The organism is Burkholderia sp. BCC1998 (assembly GCF_905339875.1).
GTDB lineage: Bacteria > Pseudomonadota > Gammaproteobacteria > Burkholderiales > Burkholderiaceae > Burkholderia.
The window spans coordinates 1-22,184 of record NZ_CAJPHE010000029.1 but is presented as its reverse complement, the minus strand read 5'-3'; the positions used below and the strand labels follow the sequence as shown (position 1 = coordinate 22,184).

Genomic DNA, 22,184 nt, shown 5'->3' with positions numbered 1-22,184 from the left:
GCCGGCGCGTCCGGCGCGACTTCCGAAAGGACCTTTCATGACTTCCTCTCCCGCAGTCAGGGATCGCCGCGCGGCCGCCGCGGCCAATCTGCGCCGGCTGCTCGACCCGGCCAGCATCGCGTTCGTCGGCGGACGCGGCATCGCGGGCGCCGTGCAGCGCTGTCGCGATTACGGCTATGCCGGCGACATCCGGCTCGTCAATCCGAATCATGCGGAGATCGACGGCGTGCGCTGCCATGCGAGCGTCGCCGACCTGCCCGCCGCGCCGGACGCCGTGTTCGTCGCGGTGCCCGCGCGCCAGGCGATTGACGTCGTGCGCGCGCTCGCCGCACGCGGCGCCGGCGGCGCGATCGTGTATGCGTCGGGTTTCTCCGAAACGGGCGCCGACGGTGCCGCGCTGCAGCAGGCGCTGGTCGACGCGGCCGGCGACATGGCCGTGCTCGGCCCGAATTGCTACGGCCTGATCAACGGGCTGAACGGCAGTGCGCTGTGGCCGGTCGCGCATTGCGCGCCGCGCGTCGAATCGGGCGTCGCGGTGATCACGCAGAGCGGCAACCTCGCATACAACCTGTCGATGAGCGCGCGCTCGGTGCCGTTCGCGTATCTCGCGAGCGTCGGCAACCAGGCGTCGGTCGATATCGCGCGTCTCGTCGATGCGTTCGTCGACGATCCGCGCATCCGCGCGATCGGCGTGCATCTCGAAGGGCTGAAGGACGTGCGCGCGTTCAGCGAGGCCGCGGCCCGCGCGCTCGCGCGCGGCGTGCCGATCGTCGCGCTGAAGAGCGGCACGTCGACGCTCGGCGCGCAGCTCGCGATGAGCCACACGAGTTCGCTCGCGGGCTCGGACGCGCTGTACGACGCGCTGTTCCGGCGGCTCGGCGTGATTCGCGTGAAGGACCCGGTCGGCCTCGTCGAGACGTTGAAGCTGCTCGCGATCGCAGGCGTGCCCGAGCGCCGCACGCTCGCCGCGCTGGCGACGTCCGGCGGCGATGCGGGGCTCGTCGCCGATCTCGGCGAAGCGCGCGGCATCGCTTTTCCGCCGGTCGGCGATGCCGGCCGCGACGCACTCGGCAACGTGCTGCCCGCGTACGCGACGATCGCGAACCCGCTCGACTTCACGACCACGCCGTGGGGCGACCCCGACAAGATGCGCGCGTGCTGCGACGCGCTGCTCGCCGATCGCCCGGGCGCCGCCGCGATGATCCTCGACTATCCGCAGGAAGCGACCGGCGAGCGGCCGCTGTGCGATATCGCCGCGGACGCGTTCGCGGCGTCCGCACGCCAGCACGACGTGGTCGGCGCGGTGATCTCGGTGTTTCCGGACCTGACGCCGCCCGATCACGCGGCCCGCATGGCCGCCGCCGGCGTCGCGCCGCTGCAGGGGCTGGCCGACGGGATCGCTGCGATCGGCGCGGCGATGGCCTACGGCGACACGCGCCGCCGCGTGCTCGACGCCGACGCGCTGAACGCGCTGCCGGTGCTGCGCGCGGGCGACGGCGGCGACGGCAGCGCGACGTTGCACGACGAATGGGCGAGCAAGCGGATGCTGGCCGCGCACGGGCTCGACGTACCACCGGCCGAATGCGTCGCGCCCGCCGATGCGCCGGCCGCCGCGCAGCGGCTCGGCTTTCCGGTCTGCGTGAAAGTGGTCAGCGATCGCCTGCCGCACAAGACCGAGGCCGGCGCGGTCGCGCTGAAGCTCGGCTCGCCCGAAGCCGTCGCCGCGGCCGTCGTGCGAATGACCGAACAGGTCGCGCGTTATGCGCCGGATGTGCACGTCGAACGCATTCTCGTCGAGAAGATGGCCGACGCGCCGCTGCTCGAGCTGATCGTCGGCGTGAAGCGCGAGCCGAATTTCGGTCTCGCGCTGGTGCTCGGCACCGGCGGCGTGCTGGTCGAACTGATCCGCGACACCGCGACGCTGCTGCTGCCGGTGCGCGAAAGCGACGTGCGCGACGCACTGCTCGGGTTGAAGCTCGGCCCGCTGCTGACCGGCTATCGCGGGCGGCCGAAGGCCGATCTCGATGCGGTCGTCGCGAACGTGATGGCGATCGCGCGTTTCGCACAGGCGCACGCCGACACGCTCGTCGAACTCGACGTCAATCCGCTGCTGGTGATGGAACGCGGCGCGGTGGCCGTCGATGCGCTGGTGCGGCTCGACGCGTGATGCCGGCCTGAAACGCGGCGGCCCGCTCGCGTGATGCGCGAGCGGGCCGCCGCCTGATTGCCGAGTCGTCCGTCGAAAACGAAGAACGCTCTGCCGTTCAGATCACCTTTCCGGGATTCAGTAGTCCGAACGGATCGAATGCATGCTTGAGACGTCGCATCGCGGCGATCTCGGCGTCGCTGCGCGAACAACCGAGCCAGTCGCGCTTGTAGCGGCCAATCCCGTGCTCGGCCGACACCGAGCCGCCCGCATCGCGCACGAGCGGATACAACACCGCGTCGACGTCGTGCGCGCCCTCGCCCGTCGCATACGGCGCGGAAACGCACACATGCAGGTTGCTGTCGCCGAGGTGGCCGAAGAAGAACACGTGCGCCCCGGGCCAGCGTGCGTTCAGCGCGCGCTCGCACGCGTCGATGAACTTCTCCGTCGCGCGCGGCGGAATGCCGACGTCGAAATTGACGAGACCAGGGAGATCGTCGATCGCGAGCCCTTCGCGCACCGTCCAGAATGCCTGCGCATCGGCCGCGGTCTGCGCGAGCGCCGCATCGTCGATCAGCCCGCGTTCGAGCCAGTCGGCCAGCACCGCTTCGAACCGTTCGGCCGTCTGCGCGGCATCGCCGCTCGCGCATTCGATCAGCACCTTGACGCCGCCGTCCGCCGGCAGCGACGCGCGCATGCCGGGCGTATGCGCGCACACGTAGCCGTAGAACGCCGGCCACATCGCCTCGAAGCTCAGCAAGTCCGCGCATGCGGCACGCGCGTCGCGCAGCAGCGCGAGCGCTGCGGCCGTATCGCGCACCGCGCACAACGCGGTGGATGGCGCGGCGAGCCGCGGATGCAGCCGCAGCACGACGCGCGTGATGACGCCGAGCGTGCCTTCGCTGCCGACGAAAATCTGCCGCAGGTCGTAACCCGCGTTGTTCTTCAGCATCTTGTTCAGCGAACTGAGCACGGTGCCGTCGGCCAGCACGACCTCGAGGCCGAGTACCTGCTCGCGCGTCGTACCGTAGCGGATCACGCGATTGCCGCCCGCATTGGTCGCGACGTTGCCGCCGATCTGGCACGAGCCGCGCGCGCCGAGATCGATGCCGAGCGCGAATCCCGCGTCGTCCACTGCCTGCTGCAGCTCCTGCAGCGTCGTGCCGGCCCACGCGGTGACGGTGGCCGCGTCCGCATCGATCTCGACGACGCCCTTCATGCGGTCGAGCGACAGCACGACGTCCTGCGCACCGGGCCCGGCGCCTGCCGCGAGGCCCGTCATTCCGCCCTGCGGCACGACCGTCTGACGATACGCGGTGCAGATCGCGAGCGCACGGCTCACGTCGTCGACGCTGCGCGGCCGCACCAACGCGCGCGGCCGCGGGCCGGCCGCTTCGCCGTAGTTCGTGAAATGACGCGCGCCGATGGCGTCGCCCACGCTGACACAATCGGCGCCGAGTGCGTCGCGCAGCGCGGCGACGACGTCGCCGTTCAAGGAAGGATCGGACATGATCGACGGGGCCGGCCGAACCCGGCCCGGGAACGAGTGAGGATCAGAAATTGTGCCGCATGCCGATGCGCGCGGCGGCCTGCGTGCGGCTCGTCGACGGCGTGAAGCTGTAGCCGATCACCGCGTCGACGCCGTTCGATGCACGCATCCAGTCGACCGCCGCATACACGTCGGTGCGCTTCGACAGCGCGTAATGCGCGCCGAGCGCGACTTCGTGCCAGTGATGACCTTCGAACGTCGTGTACTGATAGCCCGCGACGAGCGACAGCGGCACGGTCGCCTGGTACAGGCCGCCCGCTTCGTACACGCGCATCGTCGACGATTGTCCGTAGCCCTTGAACGTCGTGTTGCTGAAGTCCGAGTTCAGCGTCAGCTTGCCGAACGTGTACGACGCGCCGACACCGAAGATCGATTGCGAATCGATCGAGAACGGCGTCGAATCGTGCAGGTCGGTGACGGCGCCCGTCGCCGGGTCGACCGTCGCGACCGTCTGCCCGAGCATCGTCCGCACGCCCATCTGCGCATACGGATCGAGCGCGGCAAGCCGGCGTGGCGCGTTGAGCCGCGTGTAGTTGCCGCCCGCCGAGAAATCGCCGTGCGTGTAGCTCGCGCCCACGCTCCATGCGCTCCCGTCATGGAAGCTGCCCGCGTCGTTGCTGAACGAATACATGCCGCCGACCACGAGCCCGTGGAAGCTGTTGCTGACGAATTTCACCGCGTTCTGCAGCCGGTCCCCGCTCTGGCGGTCGAAATCGCCGAGATGCACGCCGTAGCCGCTGCCGAACGCGCTGACGTTGTACGCGGCCGTGAAGTCGAATGCGAAGTCGTACTGATTACCGAACGTCAGCGTGCCCCAGTCGTTGCCGAGCCCGACGTACGCCTGCCGCCCGAACATCGCGCCACCCTGGTTCAGCCTGCCGGTGCCGAGCCGGAAGCCGCTCTCGAGCTTGAACACCGCCTTGTTGCCGCCGCCGAGATCCTCGGTGCCCATCAGGCCGAAGCGGTTGCCGTACGACACGCCGTCGTCGAACAGGTACGCGTGCGCGCCGCCCGTGTTGTTCACGTAGGTGATGCCGCCGTCGATGATTCCGTACAGCGACACGCTGCTCTGGGCATGGGCGTAGCCGTGGACCATCACCGACATCATGCCGGCCAGCAGGAAGCGCTTCTTCATTTTCGGTGTCTCCGGTTGCCGCGCACGGCGGCTCGATTTTCGTTGTGCGTGAACGCCGCCCGCCTGCTTCGCTTCGGCACCGCGGCGCTGGCGAGTATAGGTTTTGCTGAATGAATGTTCAATCGATTGACGAGATCGGATGCACCGGTGTTTACACCCATCGGCGATTTCATTATTGAAAAAACGTTCAACCCGTCATAACATCGACCGGCAGCCCCGCGGACGACGTGCGGGCCCGTTCCGAACCTCGGAGTGCACTGGATGACGACCACCCTCAGCCCCGCCGCCGAGCCGCGCCTGCGCTCGGCCTACGAAGGACAGAAGTCGCGCCCGTACGACCCGGCCGCGCCGATCGCGACGCCGCTCGAACTGCATCGCTGCATCGTGCAGCCCGAGTGGGTCGACTACAACGGCCACATGAGCGAGTCGTGCTACCTGCTCGTGTTCGGCGACAGCAGCGATGCGTTCTTCCGCTACTTCGGCATCGACGACGACTATCGCGAAGCCGGCTGCTCGATCTATTCCGCGGAAACGCACATCCGCCACCTGCGCGAAGCGATGCTCGGCGAGCCGCTGCGGCTCACGGTGCGGCTGCTCGACCTCGACGATCGCCGGCTGCACGTGTTCCATTCGATGCATCACGCGACGACCGGCGCGCAGCTCGCGACCGGCGAACAGCTGCTCACGCACGTGGACATGCGCGCGAAACGCTCGGCGCCGTTTCCGGACGCGATCCGCCGGCATCTCGACGCGATTCACGCCGAGCATGCGCGCGCGCCGCGCGAGCCACACGCGGGCCGTGCGATCGCGATCCGCCGCGCGGCCCCTGCTGCTTCCGCTGCTTCCACTTCCCGCTGACCAAGCCGAACCACGACGGAGTTTTCCCATGCAGACGCACGACGCCTGGCGCAGCCGCGCCGGCCAGCTCGACATCGCTTCCCCCGCGTTCGTGGACGGCACGTTCCGCGACGCGCACGACGGCGCCACCTTCACATGCACGAGCCCGATCGACGGCCGCGTGCTCGCGCAGGTCGCGCATTGCCGCGCGGCCGACGCCGACCTCGCGGTCGCCGCCGCGCGGCGCGCGTTCGAAAGCGGCATCTGGCGCGACGCATCGCCGCGCGAACGCAAGCGCGTGCTGCTGCGCTGGGCCGCGTTGATCCGCGAGCACGCCAACGATCTCGCGCTGCTCGAAACGCTCGACACCGGCAAGCCGATCGGCGATACGACCACGATCGACATCCCGTCCACCGCGTATTGCGCCGAGTGGTTCGCCGAGGCGATCGACAAGACCGGCGGCGAGGTCGCGCCGGCCGACGCGCATCTCGTCGGGCTCGTCACGCGCGAGCCGATCGGCGTGGTCGCGGCTGTCGTGCCGTGGAATTTCCCCGCGATGATCGCGATGTGGAAATGCGCGCCCGCGCTCGCGGCGGGCAACAGCGTCGTGCTCAAGCCGTCCGAGAAGTCGCCGCTGAGCGCGCTGCGGCTCGCCGCGCTGGCCGTGCAGGCCGGGCTGCCGGCCGGCGTGCTGAACGTGCTGCCGGGGTTCGGCGATGCAGGCGAAGCGCTCGCGCGGCATCCGGACGTCGACTGCATCGCGTTTACCGGCTCGACCGCGGTCGGCCATAAAGTCGCGCGCTGCGCGGCCGATTCGAACCTGAAGCGCGTATGGCTCGAACTCGGCGGCAAGTCGCCGCAGATCGTGCTGCCCGATTGCCCCGACCTCGAACGCGCGGCGCGCACCGTCGCGCATGCGGTGTTCTACAACACCGGGCAGATGTGCACGGCGGGTTCGCGCCTGCTCGTCCATCGCGCGATCCGCGACGAACTGGTCGCGCGCGTGCTCGCGATCGCGCCCGAGTATGCGCCCGGCGATCCGCTGTCGCCCGACACGCGGATGGGCAGCCTGATCGACGCCGCCCAGGTCGAGCGCGTGCTCGGCTACGTCGACGCCGGCCGCGACGAGGCGACGCTGCTCGCGGGCGGCCGGCGCGCGCGCGCCGCGAGCGGCGGCCAGTACGTCGAGCCGACCGTGTTCGACTGTCCGCGGGCCGATGCGCGGATCGTGCGCGAGGAGATTTTCGGGCCGGTGCTGGCGGTGACGGCGTTCGACGATCTCGATACGGCCGTCGCGCTCGCGAACGACACGCGTTATGGGCTCGCGGCGTCGGTGTGGACCGCGAACCTGACGACCGCGCACGAAACCGCGAGGCGGCTGCGGGCCGGCACGGTGTGGGTGAACGGCTACGAGGAAACCGACGACATGAACTTCCCGTTCGGCGGCTTCAAGGAATCGGGCAACGGGCGCGACAACTCATTGCACGCGCTGGAGAAGTACACGGAGTTGAAGTCGACGGTGATCCGGTTGCGGTGATATCCAGCAGAAACTTCATTCGAACACGTCCGGCCCGGAGCATTCATGAGCGGCGGGCTCGGTTGTCGCAGCTTCCTCGAAATCGGCATCAACCGGGCCGATCAGTGGCGTCAACCACGCCCAGCCTTGCGGCACGGGCTCGAGGATGACAGACGCGCCGTGCCGCCGAATCCGGACCTCCGTGGTATCGACGCGGAGATCCTTCGGGAAGCAAACAGCCTGCGATCCATCATGCTCGAAAATCCTGGCGGTCTCCATCTCGGCACTCCATGCATCGACAAAACGTGGATATTTTGCCGACTGTGGGTCGCGGCGGCGAGTCGTGCGGTCGACATATTGGTGATGAACGGTCGCCTCTCGGAAATTTGCTCGCGACGGGACACACGTAGCCGTACCCAATATCGGACATTCTGGCTCCACATTCATTCCCAACAGGAAACAATCAATCACCATCCGGCGATTCATCTCGCCGTCCGCGCGTTCTAGACTATCGGATCACTCCCCCACCGGACCCACGCAATGACCGATGTCCTGCCGCTGACCACCGACCCCGAATCCGGCCTCCACTACCGGCTGCGCCCGGCCGCCGGCCGCCCCGCGGGCCGCCTGTTGCTGCTGCACGGCGTCGGCGGCAACGAAACCAACCTGCTGAACCTGGCCGGCACGATCGATCCGCGCGTCGAAATCGCGTTCGTGCGCGGGCCGCTGACGTTCGGCCCCGGCCAGCACGCGTGGTTTCCGGTGCGCTTCGGCCCGAACGGCCCGGAAATCGATGCGGCCCGCGCGGAGGCGAGCCGTGTGCAGTTGATCGCGCTGCTGCGCGCGTTGCGCGCGCGGGACACCGGGAACGAACCCGCCGCCTTGCCGACCGTGATCGCCGGCTTCAGCCAGGGCGGCATCATGAGCGCGAGCGTCGGTCTCACCTCGCCGGCCGACGTCGCCGCGTTCGCGGTGCTGTGCGGGCGCATCCTGCCGGAGATCGATCCGCTGGTCGCGTCGCGCGATGCATTGAGCCCGCTGCACGCGCTGGTGATGCACGGCCGCTTCGACGACAAGCTGCCGGTCGCGTGGGCGAACACGGCCGACGCGAAACTGACGGCGCTCGGCGTCGCGCACGACACGCAGCTCTATGACGCCGGCCACGAGCTGACCGCGCAGATGGCCGGCGACTTCAGCCGCTGGGTCGGCGCACGCGCCGGGTTGAACTGAGCGCACCGGGCGGTCGCCCGCCCGGGCCTGTCGTCAGACGTTGCTCGCCGGATCGGCAACGATCGGCACGCCAGCCTCGGCAGCAGCCTCTCGCGCGGCACCGCGCTTGGCCAGCTTCCAGCCGACCACCAGCGCGAGCACGACCACCGGAATCATCGCGACGGTCCACGTGCCGCCCGGGTAATCGAACGCCATCAGCACCAGCACGCTGACCAGGAACCCGAGCGTGAGCCACGACGTGAACGGCGCGCCGGGCATCCGGAACGACACGGGGCTCAGTTCGCCGCGATTGACCGCACGGCGGAACAGGATCTGGCACATCACGATGAAGCCCCAGGTCGTGATGATCCCGAGCGACGCCATGTTCAGCACGATCTCGAACGCCTGCGCCGGCACGATGTAATTCAGCGGCACGCCGATCGCATTGACCGCGACCGTGACCAGGATCCCGCCGTACGGCACGCCGCGCGCGTTCATCCGCGACACGAAGCGCGGCGCCGAGCCGCCCATCGCGAGCGAACGCAGCACGCGCCCGGTCGAATAGAGGCCGGAGTTCAGGCTCGACAGCGCGGCGGTCAGCACCACGACGTTCATCACCGTGCCGACGTACGGCACGCCGAGCTTGCTGAAGAACGTGACGAACGGGCTTTCGTGCGCGCTGTACGCGGTCCACGGCAGCAGCATCGTCAGCAGCACGACGGAGCCGACGTAGAACAGCGCAATGCGCCACATCACGCTGTTGATCGCCTTCGGCAGTACCTTGCGCGCATCGGCGGTCTCGCCCGCCGCGACGCCGACGAGCTCGATGCTCGCATACGCGAACACGACGCCCTGCACGATCAGCACCGCCGGCAGGATCCCGTGCGGGAAGATCCCGCCGTGATCCGCGATCAGGTGCAGCCCCGGCATCTGCCCGGCAACCGGATGGCCGCTCGCGAGAAACACGGCGCCGACCGCGAGGAACAGCGCGAGCGTCCCCACCTTGACGATCGAGAACCAGAACTCCATCTCGCCGAACACCTTCACGCCGATCATGTTCATCACCGACACGATCCCCAGCGCGCCGAGCGCGAACACCCACTGCGGCACGTCGGTGAACACGGCCCAGTACTTCATGTAGATCGCCACCGCGGTGATGTCGACGATGCCGGTGGTCGCCCAGTTCAGGTAGTACATCCAGCCCGCGACGAACGACGCGCGCTCGCCCATGAACTCCCGTGCGTACGACACGAACGAGCCGCTGGTCGGCCGGTGCATCACGAGCTCGCCGAGTGCGCGCATGATCAGGAAGGCGAATGCGCCGCACACGAGATACACGACGGCCAGCGCGGGCCCCGCGCTCTGCAGGCGGCCGCCCGCGCCGAGAAAGAGGCCGGTGCCGATCGCACCGCCCATCGCGATCATCTGCACGTGTCGGGGCTTCAGGTGCTGCGCGTAGCCGGCTTCGTGCGACGCGAACATCGCGTCGCGATCGGCATGACGGGAGTCCGCGCCGCCGGCCGGGTCGGCCGCGCGCTCGCTGGCGTGCTTCATGGTGTGTCTCCGTTTCTTGATGTGTCGCGCCCGTCGACGGGCGCTGCGGGAACGGCCGCGCGCGGGCCGCCGGCGGCAGGCGCCGGCGCCGCGCGGCCGGAATCAGTACGCGCGCGGACGGATCAGCGCTTCGGGCTGCAGCGCCTCGTCCAGTTGCGCGGCGGTCATCAGCTCGCGATCGAGCACGACTTCGCGGATCGACTTGCCGCTCGCGTGCGCCTCGGCGGCCACGGCGGTCGCGCGCTTGTAGCCGATGTACGGGTTCAGCGCGGTCGCGAGCGCGACCGACCGCTCCATCGTTTCGCGCAACCGCTCGGGGTTCGCGGTGATTCCGCTCACGCAGCGGTCCGCGAGCGTCGTGCAGGCGGCCGTCAGGTGGCCGAAGCTGCGGAACAGCGCGCTCGCGATCACCGGCTCGAACGCGTTGAGCTGAAGCTGGCCGGCCTCGGCGGCGAAGGTCACAGTCAGGTCGTTGCCGAACACTTCGAACGCGACCTGGTTCACGACTTCCGGAATCACCGGGTTCACCTTGCCCGGCATGATCGACGAGCCGGCCTGCACCGGCGGCAGGTTGATTTCGCCGAAGCCGGCACGCGGGCCGCTCGACAGCAGCCGCAGGTCGTTGCAGATCTTCGACAGCTTGACCGCGATCCGCTTCAGCACGCCGGAGACCTGCACGAACGCGCCGCAGTCCTGCGTCGCCTCGATCAGGTTCGGCGCGGTGCTGAGGTCCAGGCCGGTGATGCGGCGCAGCGCGGCCAGCGCCTTCTCCGCGTACTGCGGATGGGCGGTGATGCCGGTGCCGATCGCGGTCGCGCCGAGATTGATCTCACGCATCAGCAAGCCGGCTTCCTGCAGGCGCGCGATGTCTTCCGTCACCATCACCGCGTAGGTCGAGAACTCCTGGCCGAGCGTCATCGGCACGGCGTCCTGCAACTGCGTGCGGCCGAGCTTCAACAGATCCGAGAACGCGTCGGCCTTCTCCGCGAACGCATCGCGCAGGCGCGCCATCGCGTCGAGCAGATGCTCGACCGCGAAGCAGGTCGCGATCCGGATCGCGGTCGGGTAGACATCGTTCGTGCTCTGCGCGAGGTTGACGTGCTCGTTGGGATGCAGGTATTCGTACTGCCCGCGTGCGTGCCCCATGATCTCGAGCGCGCGGTTGCAGATCACCTCGTTGGCGTTCATGTTGGTCGACGTGCCGGCCCCGCCCTGGATGATGTCGACCACGAACTGGTCGTGCAGGCGGCCTTCGCGGATCTCGACACAGGCGGCGGCGATCGCGTCGCGATACGCGTGCGGCAGCAGCCCGAGCTCGCAGTTCGCGTCGGCCGCGGCTTCCTTCACCGCCGCGAGCGCCATGACGAGGTACGGCAGCGACGCGATCGTGCGCCCCGAAATGTCGAAGTTCTCCTTCGCGCGCAGCGTATGGACGCCGTAGTACGCCGACTCCGGAATGCTTCGTTTCCCTAAGAGATCCGCTTCGACGCGGAAGCCGTTTTCCGTCATGGGTGCCCCTCCTGAAATGTCTCGTGCCGCCGCGGCAAGGCGGCTGCGTTCACCGCTTCCCCGTGCGACGGGATCGCATTCTATGCCTTTGCATAAAGAAGCTCGCCTCTGTATTATCGAAAGCGGTTTTGCGTGGGACGCAACAGCGAGAGACGAATGAAAACAATGGCAAGAGACACCGGCATCGATCACCTCGGCGCGATGCGCGCGTTCGTGCGGGTCGTCGAAATGGGGAGTTTTTCCGCGGTCGCGAAGGAGATGCACGTGTCGACGTCCACCGTCGCGCGCAAGATCACGGCGATCGAGGACGCACTGGGCGTCGCGCTGCTGCATCGCTCGACGCACAGCGTGACGCTGACCGAGGCCGGCCACATCTACCTGGAACGCGCGGTCACGCTGATCGCCGATCTCGACGACACGCTGCGCGTCGTCGCCGAGCTCAATTCGCAGCCGAGCGGCCCGCTGAAGCTCACTGCGCCGGTCGGGTTCGGCCGCCGCCACCTCGCGCCGCTGATCGCGCCGTTTCTCGCACGCTACCCGACGATCCAGCTCGACGTGCGGCTCACCGACAACCACAACGACCTCGTCGCCGGCGGCTTCGACCTCGACATTCACGAGGGCGAGAACTACCTGGACAACCTGGTCGTCCACCGGCTGTCGCGCAACGACAGCATCCTGTGCGCGACGCCCGGCTATCTCGACCGCTGCGGGCGCCCCGCGACGCCGGACGACCTGCGGCATCACAACTGCCTGCGCTACGTGCACCCGGAAGGCGATCCGCGCTGGGAGCTCGTGCGCGGCGACGCGCGGCACAGCGTGCTGCCGGCCGGCAACCTCGTCACCGATCACTCGGAACTGCTGCTGGATGCGACCTGCGCGGGGCTCGGCATCGCCGAATTCGAGATCTGGCTGGTGCGCGACCTGCTCGCGAGCGGCCGGCTCGAAGCCGTGCTGCCGCGCTACCGGCTGCAGAACAAGCTGACGGGCGACTACATCTACATCGCGTATCTGTCGAACCGGCGCAGCTCGGCGAAGCTGCGCGTGCTGAAGGACTTCCTCATGGAGCATCTCGCGCACATCGGCGAGCTGTCGGAAGTCGAGCTGGCGAAGATTCGCGACGCGGGCGCGTAGCGGCTGCCGTCGCGCCGGCCGGCAACGCGGCGCCGCTGCGCACCGCGGCCCGCGGCACCGGTGCGCCGACGCCCGTCAGGCCGGCTGCAATTCGAACGGGAACGTCGCGTGCCCGATCTCGACACCCTGCGTGTTCAGCATCCGCGGCCGGTGGAACGCGGCGAGCCGCGCGCGCTGCGCGTCCGTGCCGATCTGCAGACGCTCGAGCAGTTCGCTGACCATCATGTACAGCACGTCGATGTTGCCGTCCTCGATCTTCACCGAGAGGCCGAGCGCGCCGTCGGCGCCGAGCGCCCGCGTGCGCGCCGATGCGCGTACGCCGATCCCGTAGCACGCATCCGCACCGAGCTTGCCGACGACCTGCCCGTCGAACGCATCCATCAGCACCGTGCAGTAGCGCCCTTCTCCGGCGACCAGCTCCGGATGGGCCGTCATCGCATGATGAATGCGCGCCAGCGCGCGCACGCGACCGCTCGCCGCGGTGCCGCCGGCTGCCACCGTATCCGCGCCGTCGGCCAGCGACGCGTAAAGACGCGCGAGGCGGTCGAGCGGGAACGCCGGCGTCGGCAGGTTGCAGCCGTCGATCGCCCAGTCGACCTCGTCGTCGCGCAGGCCGCACGCGTTGGCGACCACCTGCTTCACGCGCACCTGCATCGGATGCTCCGGCAGATGATAGTCGGCGATCGCGGCGCCGATCGCCCGCGCACCGGCCAGCATCCCGACATGCTTGCCCGAACAGTTGCTGCAGACGCCGGTCGGCGTGTAGTCGCGCTTGATCCACGACCGGTACACCGCGTCCGACAACGGCGCATGCCCGCCGCACCGCAGATCCGACTCCTGCGCGTCGACCTTCTCCAGCATCGCCCGCGTGCGCGCGATGTGCCGCTCCTCGCTGCTGTGCGACGCGCACATCAACGCGATGTCCGCGTCGTCGAAACCGAACCGCTCTGGCGCGCCTGTCTCGATCACGGACAGCGCCTGCGCCGGCTTCGCCGCCGAGCGCGCGAGCGTCATCCGGTACGGATCGCCGAGCCGGAACAGCAGCTTGCCGCCGGCATCCACCACCGCCACGTCGGCGACGTGTTTATTCTCGATCGCCTTGCCGCGGTACGTCACGACCGCTGCGCGTTGGGTGTCCATCTGTCCTGTCTCCTTCGTCGGGGCCTGAATGCCGGGGCCCGTGCAACCGGTACGGCAGTGTATCGAGTCTGCCGCCGGGCCGAGCCGGTCGGCCGGTGGAAAGTGGTATTGCGCCGGATGCAAAGCCGTCGGCCCCACGAAAACCTGACAGATTCAGTACACGGAGCCTTCGATCGCCAGCAGCGCGAACGTCGCGAGCCAGTGCTCGCCCATGTAATCGCCGGCCACGTGCGCGAGCGCGCTCGCGAGATGCCGGTCGGCCGCATCGAGCAGCCTCGCGCGCCGCGCATCGTGTTCCGGCAGCGCGCCGGCCAGCGCGCGCTGGCACCATGCGCGGCTCAGGTTCAAGCCGTCCAGATGCGCGATCTTGCCGTCGCTGCGGTCGCTGACCGTCGCCGGCACGAACAGCGTCGCCGGCTCGCCGCGCGCGAGATCCGGCAGGAAACGCGCGAACCAGCCGTCGAATTCGGCGGCCGGCAGCACGCGCCGCATCAGCTCCGCCTCCATCAGCGCGGGCGACAGGAACTCGTCGCCCGACGGCTCCCACGCCTGGCACGCGACATCGTTCAGGTGCCAGCGTTGCGCGGTATCGACGATCAGCGCCGCGAGCCCGTCGCGCTGCGTCGCGCGCGCGAAGTCGAGCGCGAGCGCCAGTGCGAACGCGGTGTTGAAGTGCGTGCCGACCCGCAGCGGATAGGTCGCCTTCGGCAGGAAGGTCTCGAAGCGCGCGACGAACAGGTCGGCGAGCGGCGCGACCGTCTTCGCCCAGCGGGCGGCCTGCGGCACCACGCCCTTCAGCGCGAGCCGCTCCAGCTGCGCGGACAGCGCCAGCAGCCACGCCCATCCGTACGGCCGCTCGAAGCCGCTGTTGTGCGGCAGCGCGAGATACGCGCGTTCGCCGGCGACGTTCGCGTCGGTGAAATGCGCGTCGACGACGGCGATGATCCGCTCGGCTTCCGCCAGCGCCGGATAGCGTTCGAGCACGCGCAGCACGAGCCAGTAGCCGTGCACGCACGAATGCCAGTCGTAGCTGCCGTAGAAGATCGGGTGCAATGCGCGCGGCCCCTGCACGTCGTGCGGGCCTTCGAGCGAATGGGTGAGCCTGTTCGGATATTCGCGAGTCAGGTGCGCGAGCGCGAGCGACGCGAATTTCGATGCGAGTTCGGGGGTCAGTCGGTCGGTCATGGGCATCTCGTCAGAAGCGGAATACGAACGCATATATCAGCAGCGTGTTGACGGCCAGCAGCAGCACGGCGGTCGGCCACTGCGCCTTGATCGCGCCGTTCTTGTCCTTCAGTTCGAGCAGCGCGGCCGGCACGACGTTGAAGTTCGCGGCCATCGGCGTCGTCAGCGTACCGCAGAAGCCGCCCGGCATCCCGATCGCGGCGAACATCAGCCCGGCGAGCGTGTACAGCGGTTCTAGGCCGATCATCGCGCGCCCTCCCGCCCGAATGCGCCGAAGCCGCGCGACAGCCGACGATCGAGCAGCGCGAGCCGCGTGCAGTGAATCAGCAGCGCATCCCGCCAGCCAGCCCCGTCGCGAGGCCCGCGATCGTCACCGCCAGCAGCGCGTTGAAGCGCAGCGCGAAGCCGATCGATACCAGCATGGCTCCTCCTCGTGTGGGATGCGCGGCGCCGTGACGACGCGCCGCCCCCCGGTTTCGACCGGGTTCAGGCCGCAAAATCCAGCACGAGACTTTATCGATAAAAAGTCGGCAATTTGATGCATCGGGTAAACGTCGAAACCGGTACTACCGTGCGCCGGCTTTGCGCCGGCCGTGTGTCAAATGTGTGTCGACCATGTGTCTGCGGTGTTTCAGCCGTGTGTATCCGAACGGGCGGCAGCGGGCGGCAACGGCGGCGCGCGCGTGGCATGCACGCTTGCGCCGCGCGAGCCGCGGGCGGCCCGCGCGCCCCCCCGCGCATGGCGGAGCGCCGGTGCGCCGACTAAACTGGAAGGCATCGGCAACGTTCGGGAGAGCCGCCATGATTGACGTATTCCAGACCATCGGCAGCCGCGCGTTCTCCGCTCATCTGGCGAAGGACGGGATGGTGACGCTGATGGAACAACGCCAGGAAGTCGACCGCGTGACGCTCGCGACCGCCTATGCCGCGCTCGTCGAGGAATCGGAGCAGGAAGCCGACCTGCTCGACGCAACCGTCGAAGGGATGATGCGCGCGCTGATCCAGGGGTACGCGCGCAGCCATTGATCGACTGAACGCGCACCGGGCGTGGTGCGCCGGCCTGCGCGGCCGGCTCGCCGATGCCCGCGCATGCGCCCGCATGCGCCCGTTTCCCGCCGAAACGAACGCGCCGGCAACGGGTTTCCGCACTGCCGCATCGTCCCGCAGATGGCCGTCCGCCTTCGCGGGCGGCAAAAAATGTCGCCCCGGAATAGAGAAAAGGGTCTGAGACGACGCAATGCGCAATTTTTTCGATTGCCGCCGCTCGCGCCGCATGACAGCATGCGGACGTCGCCAATCGAAAAGAATTCCGTGCCGCGCGCCCGCCGATGCCGTTCGGCGGCGCCGAACCGGCACTGCCTTTCATGAACCCGGCCCATACCCAACACTACGAACCGACCGGAGCATCCCGCTTGTGAATATCGGCATCGTCAACGACCTCCCGCTTGCCGTCGAGGCGATGCGCCGCGCGCTCGCGCGCCGGCCCGAGCATCGCGTGCTGTGGGTCGCGACCGACGGCGCGCAAGCCGTCGAACTGTGCGCCGCGCAACCGCCCGACATCGTGCTGATGGACCTGGTCATGCCGAAGTGCGACGGGATCGAGGCGACGCGGCGGATCATGCGTTCCGCACGCCCGTGCGCGATCCTGATCGTGACGAGCTGCATCGGCGCGAACGCATGGCGCGTGTTCGAAGCGATGGGTGCCGGCGCGCTCGACGCGGTCGACACGCCTCGCCTCGGCGAAGACGCGGCCGGCGACACCGCGCGGCTGCTGCTCGCCAAGATCGACCAGATCGGCCGCCTGCTCGACGCGCCCGGCGGTGTCCGCGCGGCCGGCACGGCCTCGCGCACGGGCGGCGGCCCGCTGATCGCGATCGGCGCGTCCGCCGGCGGCCCCGGCGCGCTCGCGTCGATCCTCGGCAGCCTGCCGGCCGACTTCAGCGCGCCGATCGTGATCGTCCAGCACGTCGATCGCGCGTTCGCCGAAGGCATGGCGCAATGGCTCGACGGCCAGACGCCGCTGACCGTGCGCGTCGCGCACGAAGGCGACCGCCCGCAGCCGGGCGTCGCGCTGCTCGCGGCGACCGACGATCACCTGCGCATCACGCGCACCGGCACGCTCGAATACACGCGCGAACCGGCCGCCACGCCGTACCGGCCGTCGGTCGACGTGTTCTTCAACAGCCTGACCGAGCACTGGCCGGGCCGCGTGATCGGCGTGCTGCTGACCGGCATGGGACGCGACGGCGCGATCGGCCTGAAGGCCCTGCGGATGAAGGGCTATCACACGATCGCGCAGGACGAGGCGACCAGCGCCGTCTACGGCATGCCGAAGGCGGCCGCGACGCTCGGCGCGGCCCGCGCGATCCTGCCGCTCGAGCGCATCGCGGGCGAGCTGGCGGCACTCGCGCGAATCTGAACCCAATGAAACCCTGTCACACCCGTCGCAGCCATGGCGCGACCCCGCATCAATCATGACCAGCGACCTCACCCGCCCGCCCGGCAGCCTGCAGGCGGCGTTCGACGCCTTGCACGTGCCGCCCACGCCGCACGCCGACACCCCCGCGATGGTCCTGCTCGTCGACGACCAGACGATCGTCGCGGAAGCCATCCGGCGCGCACTCGTCGACGAGGACGGCATCGACTTCCACTACTGCCCGCGCTCGGACGACGCGCTGGCGACCGCGATCGAGACGCGGCCGACCGTGATCCTGCAGGATCTCGTGATGCCCGGCATCGACGGGCTGAGCCTCGTGAAGGCATACCGCGCGAATCCGGCGACGCGTGACGTGCCGATCATCGTGCTGTCGACGCAGGAAGAGCCGGTGATCAAGAGCGCCGCGTTCGCGGCCGGCGCGAACGACTATCTCGTGAAACTGCCCGACCGCATCGAGCTGGTCGCGCGGATCCGCTATCACTCGCGCTCGTACATGAACCTGCTGCAGCGCGACGAGGCCTATCGCGCGCTACGGCAATCGCAGCAGCAACTGCTCGAGGCCAATCTCGAACTGCGGCGCCTCACGCATTCGGACGGCCTGACCGGGCTGTCGAACCGCCGCTATCTCGACGAATACCTGGCCGCCGAATGGCGGCGCGGCACGCGCGAGCGCAGCGAGCTGTCGCTGCTGATGATCGACGTCGACAACTTCAAGCTGTACAACGACACGTACGGCCACGTGTCGGGCGACAGCGTGCTCAAGCAGGTCGCGACGACCATCGAACGCTGTCTCGGGCAGTCCGGCGATCTCGCCGCGCGTTTCGGCGGCGAGGAGTTCGCGGTCGTGATGCCGGCCACGTCGCCGGGCGCCGCGCGGCTGCTCGGCGAGAAGATCCGCCTCGCGGTCGAGTCGCTGCGGCTCGAGCATGTGCACGCGTCGACGGGTCGCTACGTGACGATCAGCATCGGCGGCGCGAGCATCGTGCCGGCCCCCGGCCTGCCGACCACCTCGCTGATCGAGGCGGCCGATCGCGCGCTGTATCGCGCGAAGCACGACGGCAAGAATCGCGTCGAGATCGACGCGCCGCCGGCGCCCCCGGTTCCGCCGGCCGGCGGCGGTTTCGCCTGAACGCCTACACGGTGACGAGCCGGCGCGCGTAATCGGTCGGATCGAGCGGCCGGCCGAACAGGTAGCCCTGCTGCATGTCGCAGCCGATCTGCTGCAGGAACCACGACTGCGCCTGGGTCTCGACGCCTTCCGCGGTGACCTTCATCCCGAGGGAATGCGCCATCGCGACGACGGCCTGCGTGATCGCGACCGAGTCGCGATGATCGGGCACGCCCGATACGAACGAACGGTCGACCTTCAGGTTGTGCAGCGGGAAACGCTTCAGGTAGGCGAGCGACGAGTAGCCGGTGCCGAAATCGTCGACCGAGATCCGCACGTTCATGTCCGTGAGCGCTTCGAGCATCGGCAGCACGGTGTCCGTGTCGTTCATCAGCAGTCCTTCGGTAATCTCCAGTTCGAGCGCCCCCGGATCGAGCTGCGTCTGCGCGAGGCAGTGGTAGACCGACTCGACGAGCCCCTCGTGGAACTGCCGCGGCGACAGGTTGACCGCGAGCGTCAGGTCGGGCGCGATCGTGCGGCGCCATTCGGCGGCCTGCCGGCAGGCCGTTTCGAGCACCCACTGGCCGATCGCGACGATCAGCCCGGTATCTTCCGCGACCGGAATGAATTCCGCCGGCGACATCGGCCCGAGTTCAGGGCTCGTCCAGCGCAGCAACGCTTCGGCGCCGACCGTGCGGCCGCTGCGCGCGTCGACGACCGGCTGGTACGCGAGCCGCAGCATGTCCGACGAGAACGCGCGCCGCAGCGACTGCTCGATCGCGAAGCGGCGTTGGAGGCGCTGGTTCAGCTGCGCGGTGAAGAACGTGAAGTGGTTGCGGCCGCGCTGCTTCGCGTCGTACATCGCGGAGTCGGCGTTGCGCATCAGCGTGACCGAATCGTCGCCGTCGCGCGGCGCGACGCTGATGCCGATCGACACGCCGAGCCAGTATTCGTTGTTCGCGATCTCGAACGGCTGCGCGATCGTGTCGATCACCTCGCGCGCGAGCACGGCCAGCTCGTCGGGATCGTCGCAGTGGTCGACGAGGATCACGAACTCGTCGCCGCCGACGCGCGTGAGCGCGTGGCGCCCGCCCGCGCAGGCCGCGAGGCGCGCCGCGACGCTGCGCAAGAGCGCGTCGCCGGCCTCGTGGCCGGCCGTGTCGTTGACCTTCTTGAAGCCGACGAGATCGAGGAACAGGATCGCGACATGCGCAGGCCCGGCCGCCGCCTCGCGCGCGCCGAACAGCTCGCGCATCCGTTCGGAGAGCCAGCGCCGGTTGTAGAGGCCCGTCAGCGCGTCGCGCGTCGCCAGGTAGCGCAGTTGCTGCTGCGCTTCGCGCACGGGGCCGATGTCGTGAAACGACACGAGCACCGATTCGGGCTGCGTCTCGCCCGGTTTCACGATCGGCACCGCGTTGCCGCGCACCCAGATGACGTCGCCGTCGGCGAGCCCGAAGCCGACCGAGTAGTCGAGCTGCGGCATGGCCGTGGTGAACGCGAGCCGGCTCGGCCAGTCGTCGGGGGCGAGCGGTGTGCCGTCCTCGCGCAGCTTGTACAGGATCACCGTCGACAGCCGGCGGCCGACGAGGTCGCCCTTCGCACGCATCATCCGGTTCGCGCTCGGATTGCTCGCGATCACCATGCCGTCGCGCGACACCACGAGAATCCCTTCGTTCAGGCTGTTGACGACCAGGCGGTGATGTTCCTCGCTGCGCGCGAGCTGCCGCGCGATCCAGTCCTGGTGCACCGCGAGGCCGACGCTGTTGCCGATATCGCGCAGCAGGTCGGTTTCGGTGTCGGTGGGCCGCCGCGGCGTACGGTGATAGACGGCGAATGCGCCGAGCACGGTGCCCGTATCGTCCAGGAACGGCACCGACCAGCACGCGCGCAGGCCGTGCGGCAACGCGAACGAACGGTAGGCAGCCCACAGCGGATCGGTTTCGATGTCTTCGACGGCGATCATCCGGCGCTCGTACATCGCCGTGCCGCACGAGCCCGCGGCGGGCCCGATCGATGCGCCGTCGATCGCCGCGCTGTACTGCACGGGCAGCGACGGCGCGGCACCGACGTGCACGTGCACGCCGTCCGCGTCGAGCAGCAGGATCGTGCACGACGCGCCGTCGCCGAGCAGCGCCTCGGCGCGCCGGCAGACCTCGACGAGCAGTTCCGGCAGTGGTGTATTGCGTGTGATCAGCCTCAGCACGCTTTGCTCGGATGCGAGCACTTCCGCTGCGAGGCCGAGACTGTAGCGAGAACTTTGCGGTTCGGTATTCAAGATGAATCCTGCCGTCAGTTCGACCGGGTCTGATGCGCCCGATTCGTAGCGATTCTTCGTGCCGTATATCGCCCCGAGTCGACTCGCCCCCCCGGTGCGCCCCCATTGCACGCCGGTCACGGCGCGCCAAAATATATTTAACACCAATCCGCGCCCGCTGGCGTACCCGCGCGCATCGAGGGTATACGCGTGGTCGCGGCCGGCGGGACGCCGCCCCTATTTGTCAGATGATTACTTATAGCGCACCGCCCCGCCGGCCGCCGTCAGTCCTTGCGAATATGCTCGGCAAGGAAGTCGATCAGCAGCCGCACGCGCGGCAGGAGCCCGCGCCGGGACGGGAACACTGCGTGAATCACGCCGCCCTTCGGCGCCCACCCCGGCAGCACGTCGATCAGCGTGCCGTCGCGCAGGTCGTCCTCGATGACCATGCACGGCAACTGGACGATGCCGACGCCATGAATCGCCGCGTCGCGCAACGCGTGCATGTCGTCGGAGATGTAGCGCGGATGATGGCGCAGCTGCGCCTGCTCGCCGTTCGGCCCGACCAGCTGCCACACGTGCTGCCGCGGCGGCCCCCAGTCGAGGCTCGGCTCGCCGGCCAGCTCGGCCGGGTCGGCCGGCACCGTGCGTCCGGCCAGCCACTGCGGCGCGGCCACCAGCCGCTGCGGGCTGTCGCCGAGAATCCGCATCACGAGGTCGCTGTCCTCCAGTGGCGGGAAACGCACGCGCAGCGCCAGGTCGAAGCCTTCGCTCAGCAGGTCGACCCGGCGGTTCGTCGCTTCGAGATGCACGTGTACCGCCGGATGAATCGCCATGAAGAGCGCGACGAGCTCGCTCACGCGATATTCGAGCAGCGCGGTCGGGCAGCTCACGCGGACGATCCCGCGCGGCTCCGCGTGCCGGCGCTCGATCACCTCGCGCGCCGCGTCGGCCTCGACCAGCACCGCGAGGCAGCGTTCGTAGAATTCGCGGCCGGTTTCCGTGACCGTGAAATGACGCGTCGTCCGCTGCAGCAGCCGCACGTCGTAGTGCGCTTCCAGCGCGGCGATGCGCCGGCTCAGCGTCGACTTCGGGACATCCAGCGCCCGCCCCGCCTGCGTGAAGCCGCCGTGCTCGACCACCTTCACGAAATAGTAGAGGTCGTTCAGGTCATCCATGATTGTTCCACCCATAGAACACTGACGGCATTCTAAGGGACTGGAAACCCGGTTGTTGCGCACATAGCATCGTTCGTCGATGGGGATCGATTGCGCGAACGCGACCGGAGATTTTCCCTGACGGGTGCCTCGCGCGCCGAATCGATTGACTAAGCTTGGAGCATTCGCCCGCCGCGCGCACCGCATCGGACGTGTGCGACAGCACGGGCGCCCCGCCGCGACGACGATCCCGACGCCGCGGCCGCCCAACCTGGATCCTCGGGATTTCTCTCACTTCCTGTCCTGTTTCTGGAGGC

17 protein-coding genes and 2 pseudogenes are annotated in these 22,184 nt (G+C 68.9%); 8 read left to right on the top strand and 11 right to left on the bottom strand.

Annotated elements, in window-relative coordinates; genetic code table 11:
• The first annotated feature begins 37 nt into the window (after positions 1-37).
• Complete coding sequence (locus tag U5A56_RS32870) at positions 38-2,167, top strand: acetate--CoA ligase family protein (protein ID WP_321926688.1); 2,130 nt, start codon at positions 38-40, stop codon at positions 2,165-2,167.
• Positions 2,168-2,264: 97 nt separating this feature from the next.
• On the opposite strand, the gene U5A56_RS32865 is transcribed toward U5A56_RS32870, so the two are convergent.
• On the bottom strand, positions 2,265-3,656 hold the full coding sequence (locus U5A56_RS32865) for an FAD-binding oxidoreductase (RefSeq protein ID WP_321926686.1): 1,392 nt from the start codon (positions 3,654-3,656) through the stop codon (positions 2,265-2,267).
• Positions 3,657-3,699: 43 nt separating this feature from the next.
• Positions 3,700-4,830, bottom strand: coding sequence for a porin (locus U5A56_RS32860; RefSeq protein ID WP_321926684.1), 1,131 nt, complete (start codon positions 4,828-4,830; stop codon positions 3,700-3,702).
• A 261-nt stretch (positions 4,831-5,091) separates the two neighbouring features.
• On the opposite strand from U5A56_RS32860, the gene U5A56_RS32855 reads away from it, so the two are divergent.
• Positions 5,092-5,688: a thioesterase family protein gene (locus U5A56_RS32855; RefSeq protein ID WP_321926682.1), complete on the top strand. Its 597-nt coding sequence runs from the start codon at positions 5,092-5,094 to the stop codon at positions 5,686-5,688.
• Between the two features lie 28 nt (positions 5,689-5,716).
• Positions 5,717-7,204, top strand: coding sequence for an aldehyde dehydrogenase (locus tag U5A56_RS32850; RefSeq protein ID WP_321926680.1), 1,488 nt, complete (start codon positions 5,717-5,719; stop codon positions 7,202-7,204).
• Positions 7,205-7,219: 15 nt separating this feature from the next.
• On the opposite strand, the gene U5A56_RS32845 is transcribed toward U5A56_RS32850, so the two are convergent.
• Complete coding sequence (locus U5A56_RS32845; protein WP_321926678.1) at positions 7,220-7,462, bottom strand: AbrB/MazE/SpoVT family DNA-binding domain-containing protein; 243 nt, start codon at positions 7,460-7,462, stop codon at positions 7,220-7,222.
• 261 nt (positions 7,463-7,723) lie between these two features.
• Here U5A56_RS32845 and U5A56_RS32840 point away from each other — a divergent pair, with 261 nt between their 5' ends.
• Positions 7,724-8,413: a phospholipase gene (locus U5A56_RS32840; protein ID WP_321926676.1), complete on the top strand. Its 690-nt coding sequence runs from the start codon at positions 7,724-7,726 to the stop codon at positions 8,411-8,413.
• Positions 8,414-8,446: 33 nt separating this feature from the next.
• Here the strand turns inward: U5A56_RS32840 and U5A56_RS32835 are convergent, their stop codons facing one another.
• Positions 8,447-9,946: an amino acid permease gene (locus tag U5A56_RS32835; RefSeq protein ID WP_321926674.1), complete on the bottom strand. Its 1,500-nt coding sequence runs from the start codon at positions 9,944-9,946 to the stop codon at positions 8,447-8,449.
• Positions 9,947-10,048: 102 nt separating this feature from the next.
• Entirely contained in the window at positions 10,049-11,455 is a 1,407-nt protein-coding gene (aspA, locus tag U5A56_RS32830; RefSeq protein ID WP_321811691.1) for an aspartate ammonia-lyase, read from the bottom strand.
• A 156-nt stretch (positions 11,456-11,611) separates the two neighbouring features.
• On the opposite strand from aspA, the gene U5A56_RS32825 reads away from it, so the two are divergent.
• Complete coding sequence (locus U5A56_RS32825) at positions 11,612-12,586, top strand: LysR family transcriptional regulator (protein WP_044843913.1); 975 nt, start codon at positions 11,612-11,614, stop codon at positions 12,584-12,586.
• A 75-nt stretch (positions 12,587-12,661) separates the two neighbouring features.
• Here the strand turns inward: U5A56_RS32825 and U5A56_RS32820 are convergent, their stop codons facing one another.
• The 4 genes and pseudogenes from U5A56_RS32820 to U5A56_RS37220 all read right to left on the bottom strand — a co-directional run.
• Positions 12,662-13,726, bottom strand: a complete 1,065-nt coding sequence (locus tag U5A56_RS32820) for an asparaginase (protein WP_321926672.1) — start codon at positions 13,724-13,726, stop codon at positions 12,662-12,664.
• Positions 13,727-13,879: 153 nt separating this feature from the next.
• Entirely contained in the window at positions 13,880-14,911 is a 1,032-nt protein-coding gene (locus U5A56_RS32815; protein ID WP_321926670.1) for a DUF2891 domain-containing protein, read from the bottom strand.
• A gap of 10 nt (positions 14,912-14,921) precedes the next feature.
• Positions 14,922-15,119 (bottom strand): annotated as a pseudogene (locus tag U5A56_RS32810) (5-oxoproline transporter, DUF979 family subunit); the annotation flags it as partial.
• Between the two features lie 35 nt (positions 15,120-15,154).
• A pseudogene (locus tag U5A56_RS37220) lies at positions 15,155-15,244 on the bottom strand (DUF969 domain-containing protein); the annotation flags it as partial.
• A gap of 468 nt (positions 15,245-15,712) precedes the next feature.
• Here U5A56_RS37220 and U5A56_RS32800 point away from each other — a divergent pair.
• The 3 genes from U5A56_RS32800 to U5A56_RS32790 all read left to right on the top strand — a co-directional run bounded on the left by U5A56_RS32800 (position 15,713) and on the right by U5A56_RS32790 (position 18,477).
• Complete coding sequence (locus U5A56_RS32800; protein ID WP_006750126.1) at positions 15,713-15,937, top strand: hypothetical protein; 225 nt, start codon at positions 15,713-15,715, stop codon at positions 15,935-15,937.
• 388 nt (positions 15,938-16,325) lie between these two features.
• Positions 16,326-17,330, top strand: a complete 1,005-nt coding sequence (locus U5A56_RS32795; RefSeq protein ID WP_321926668.1) for a chemotaxis response regulator protein-glutamate methylesterase — start codon at positions 16,326-16,328, stop codon at positions 17,328-17,330.
• 55 nt (positions 17,331-17,385) lie between these two features.
• On the top strand, positions 17,386-18,477 hold the full coding sequence (locus U5A56_RS32790; RefSeq protein ID WP_124893605.1) for a diguanylate cyclase domain-containing protein: 1,092 nt from the start codon (positions 17,386-17,388) through the stop codon (positions 18,475-18,477).
• A 4-nt stretch (positions 18,478-18,481) separates the two neighbouring features.
• Here U5A56_RS32790 and U5A56_RS32785 read toward each other — a convergent pair whose 3' ends face one another.
• Positions 18,482-20,731, bottom strand: a complete 2,250-nt coding sequence (locus U5A56_RS32785) for a putative bifunctional diguanylate cyclase/phosphodiesterase (protein WP_124522980.1) — start codon at positions 20,729-20,731, stop codon at positions 18,482-18,484.
• Positions 20,732-20,994: 263 nt separating this feature from the next.
• Positions 20,995-21,888 carry a LysR substrate-binding domain-containing protein gene (locus U5A56_RS32780; RefSeq protein WP_321926666.1) on the bottom strand — a complete coding sequence of 298 codons (894 nt, stop codon included), beginning with the start codon at positions 21,886-21,888 and terminating at the stop codon, positions 20,995-20,997.
• Positions 21,889-22,184: the final 296 nt, after the last annotated feature.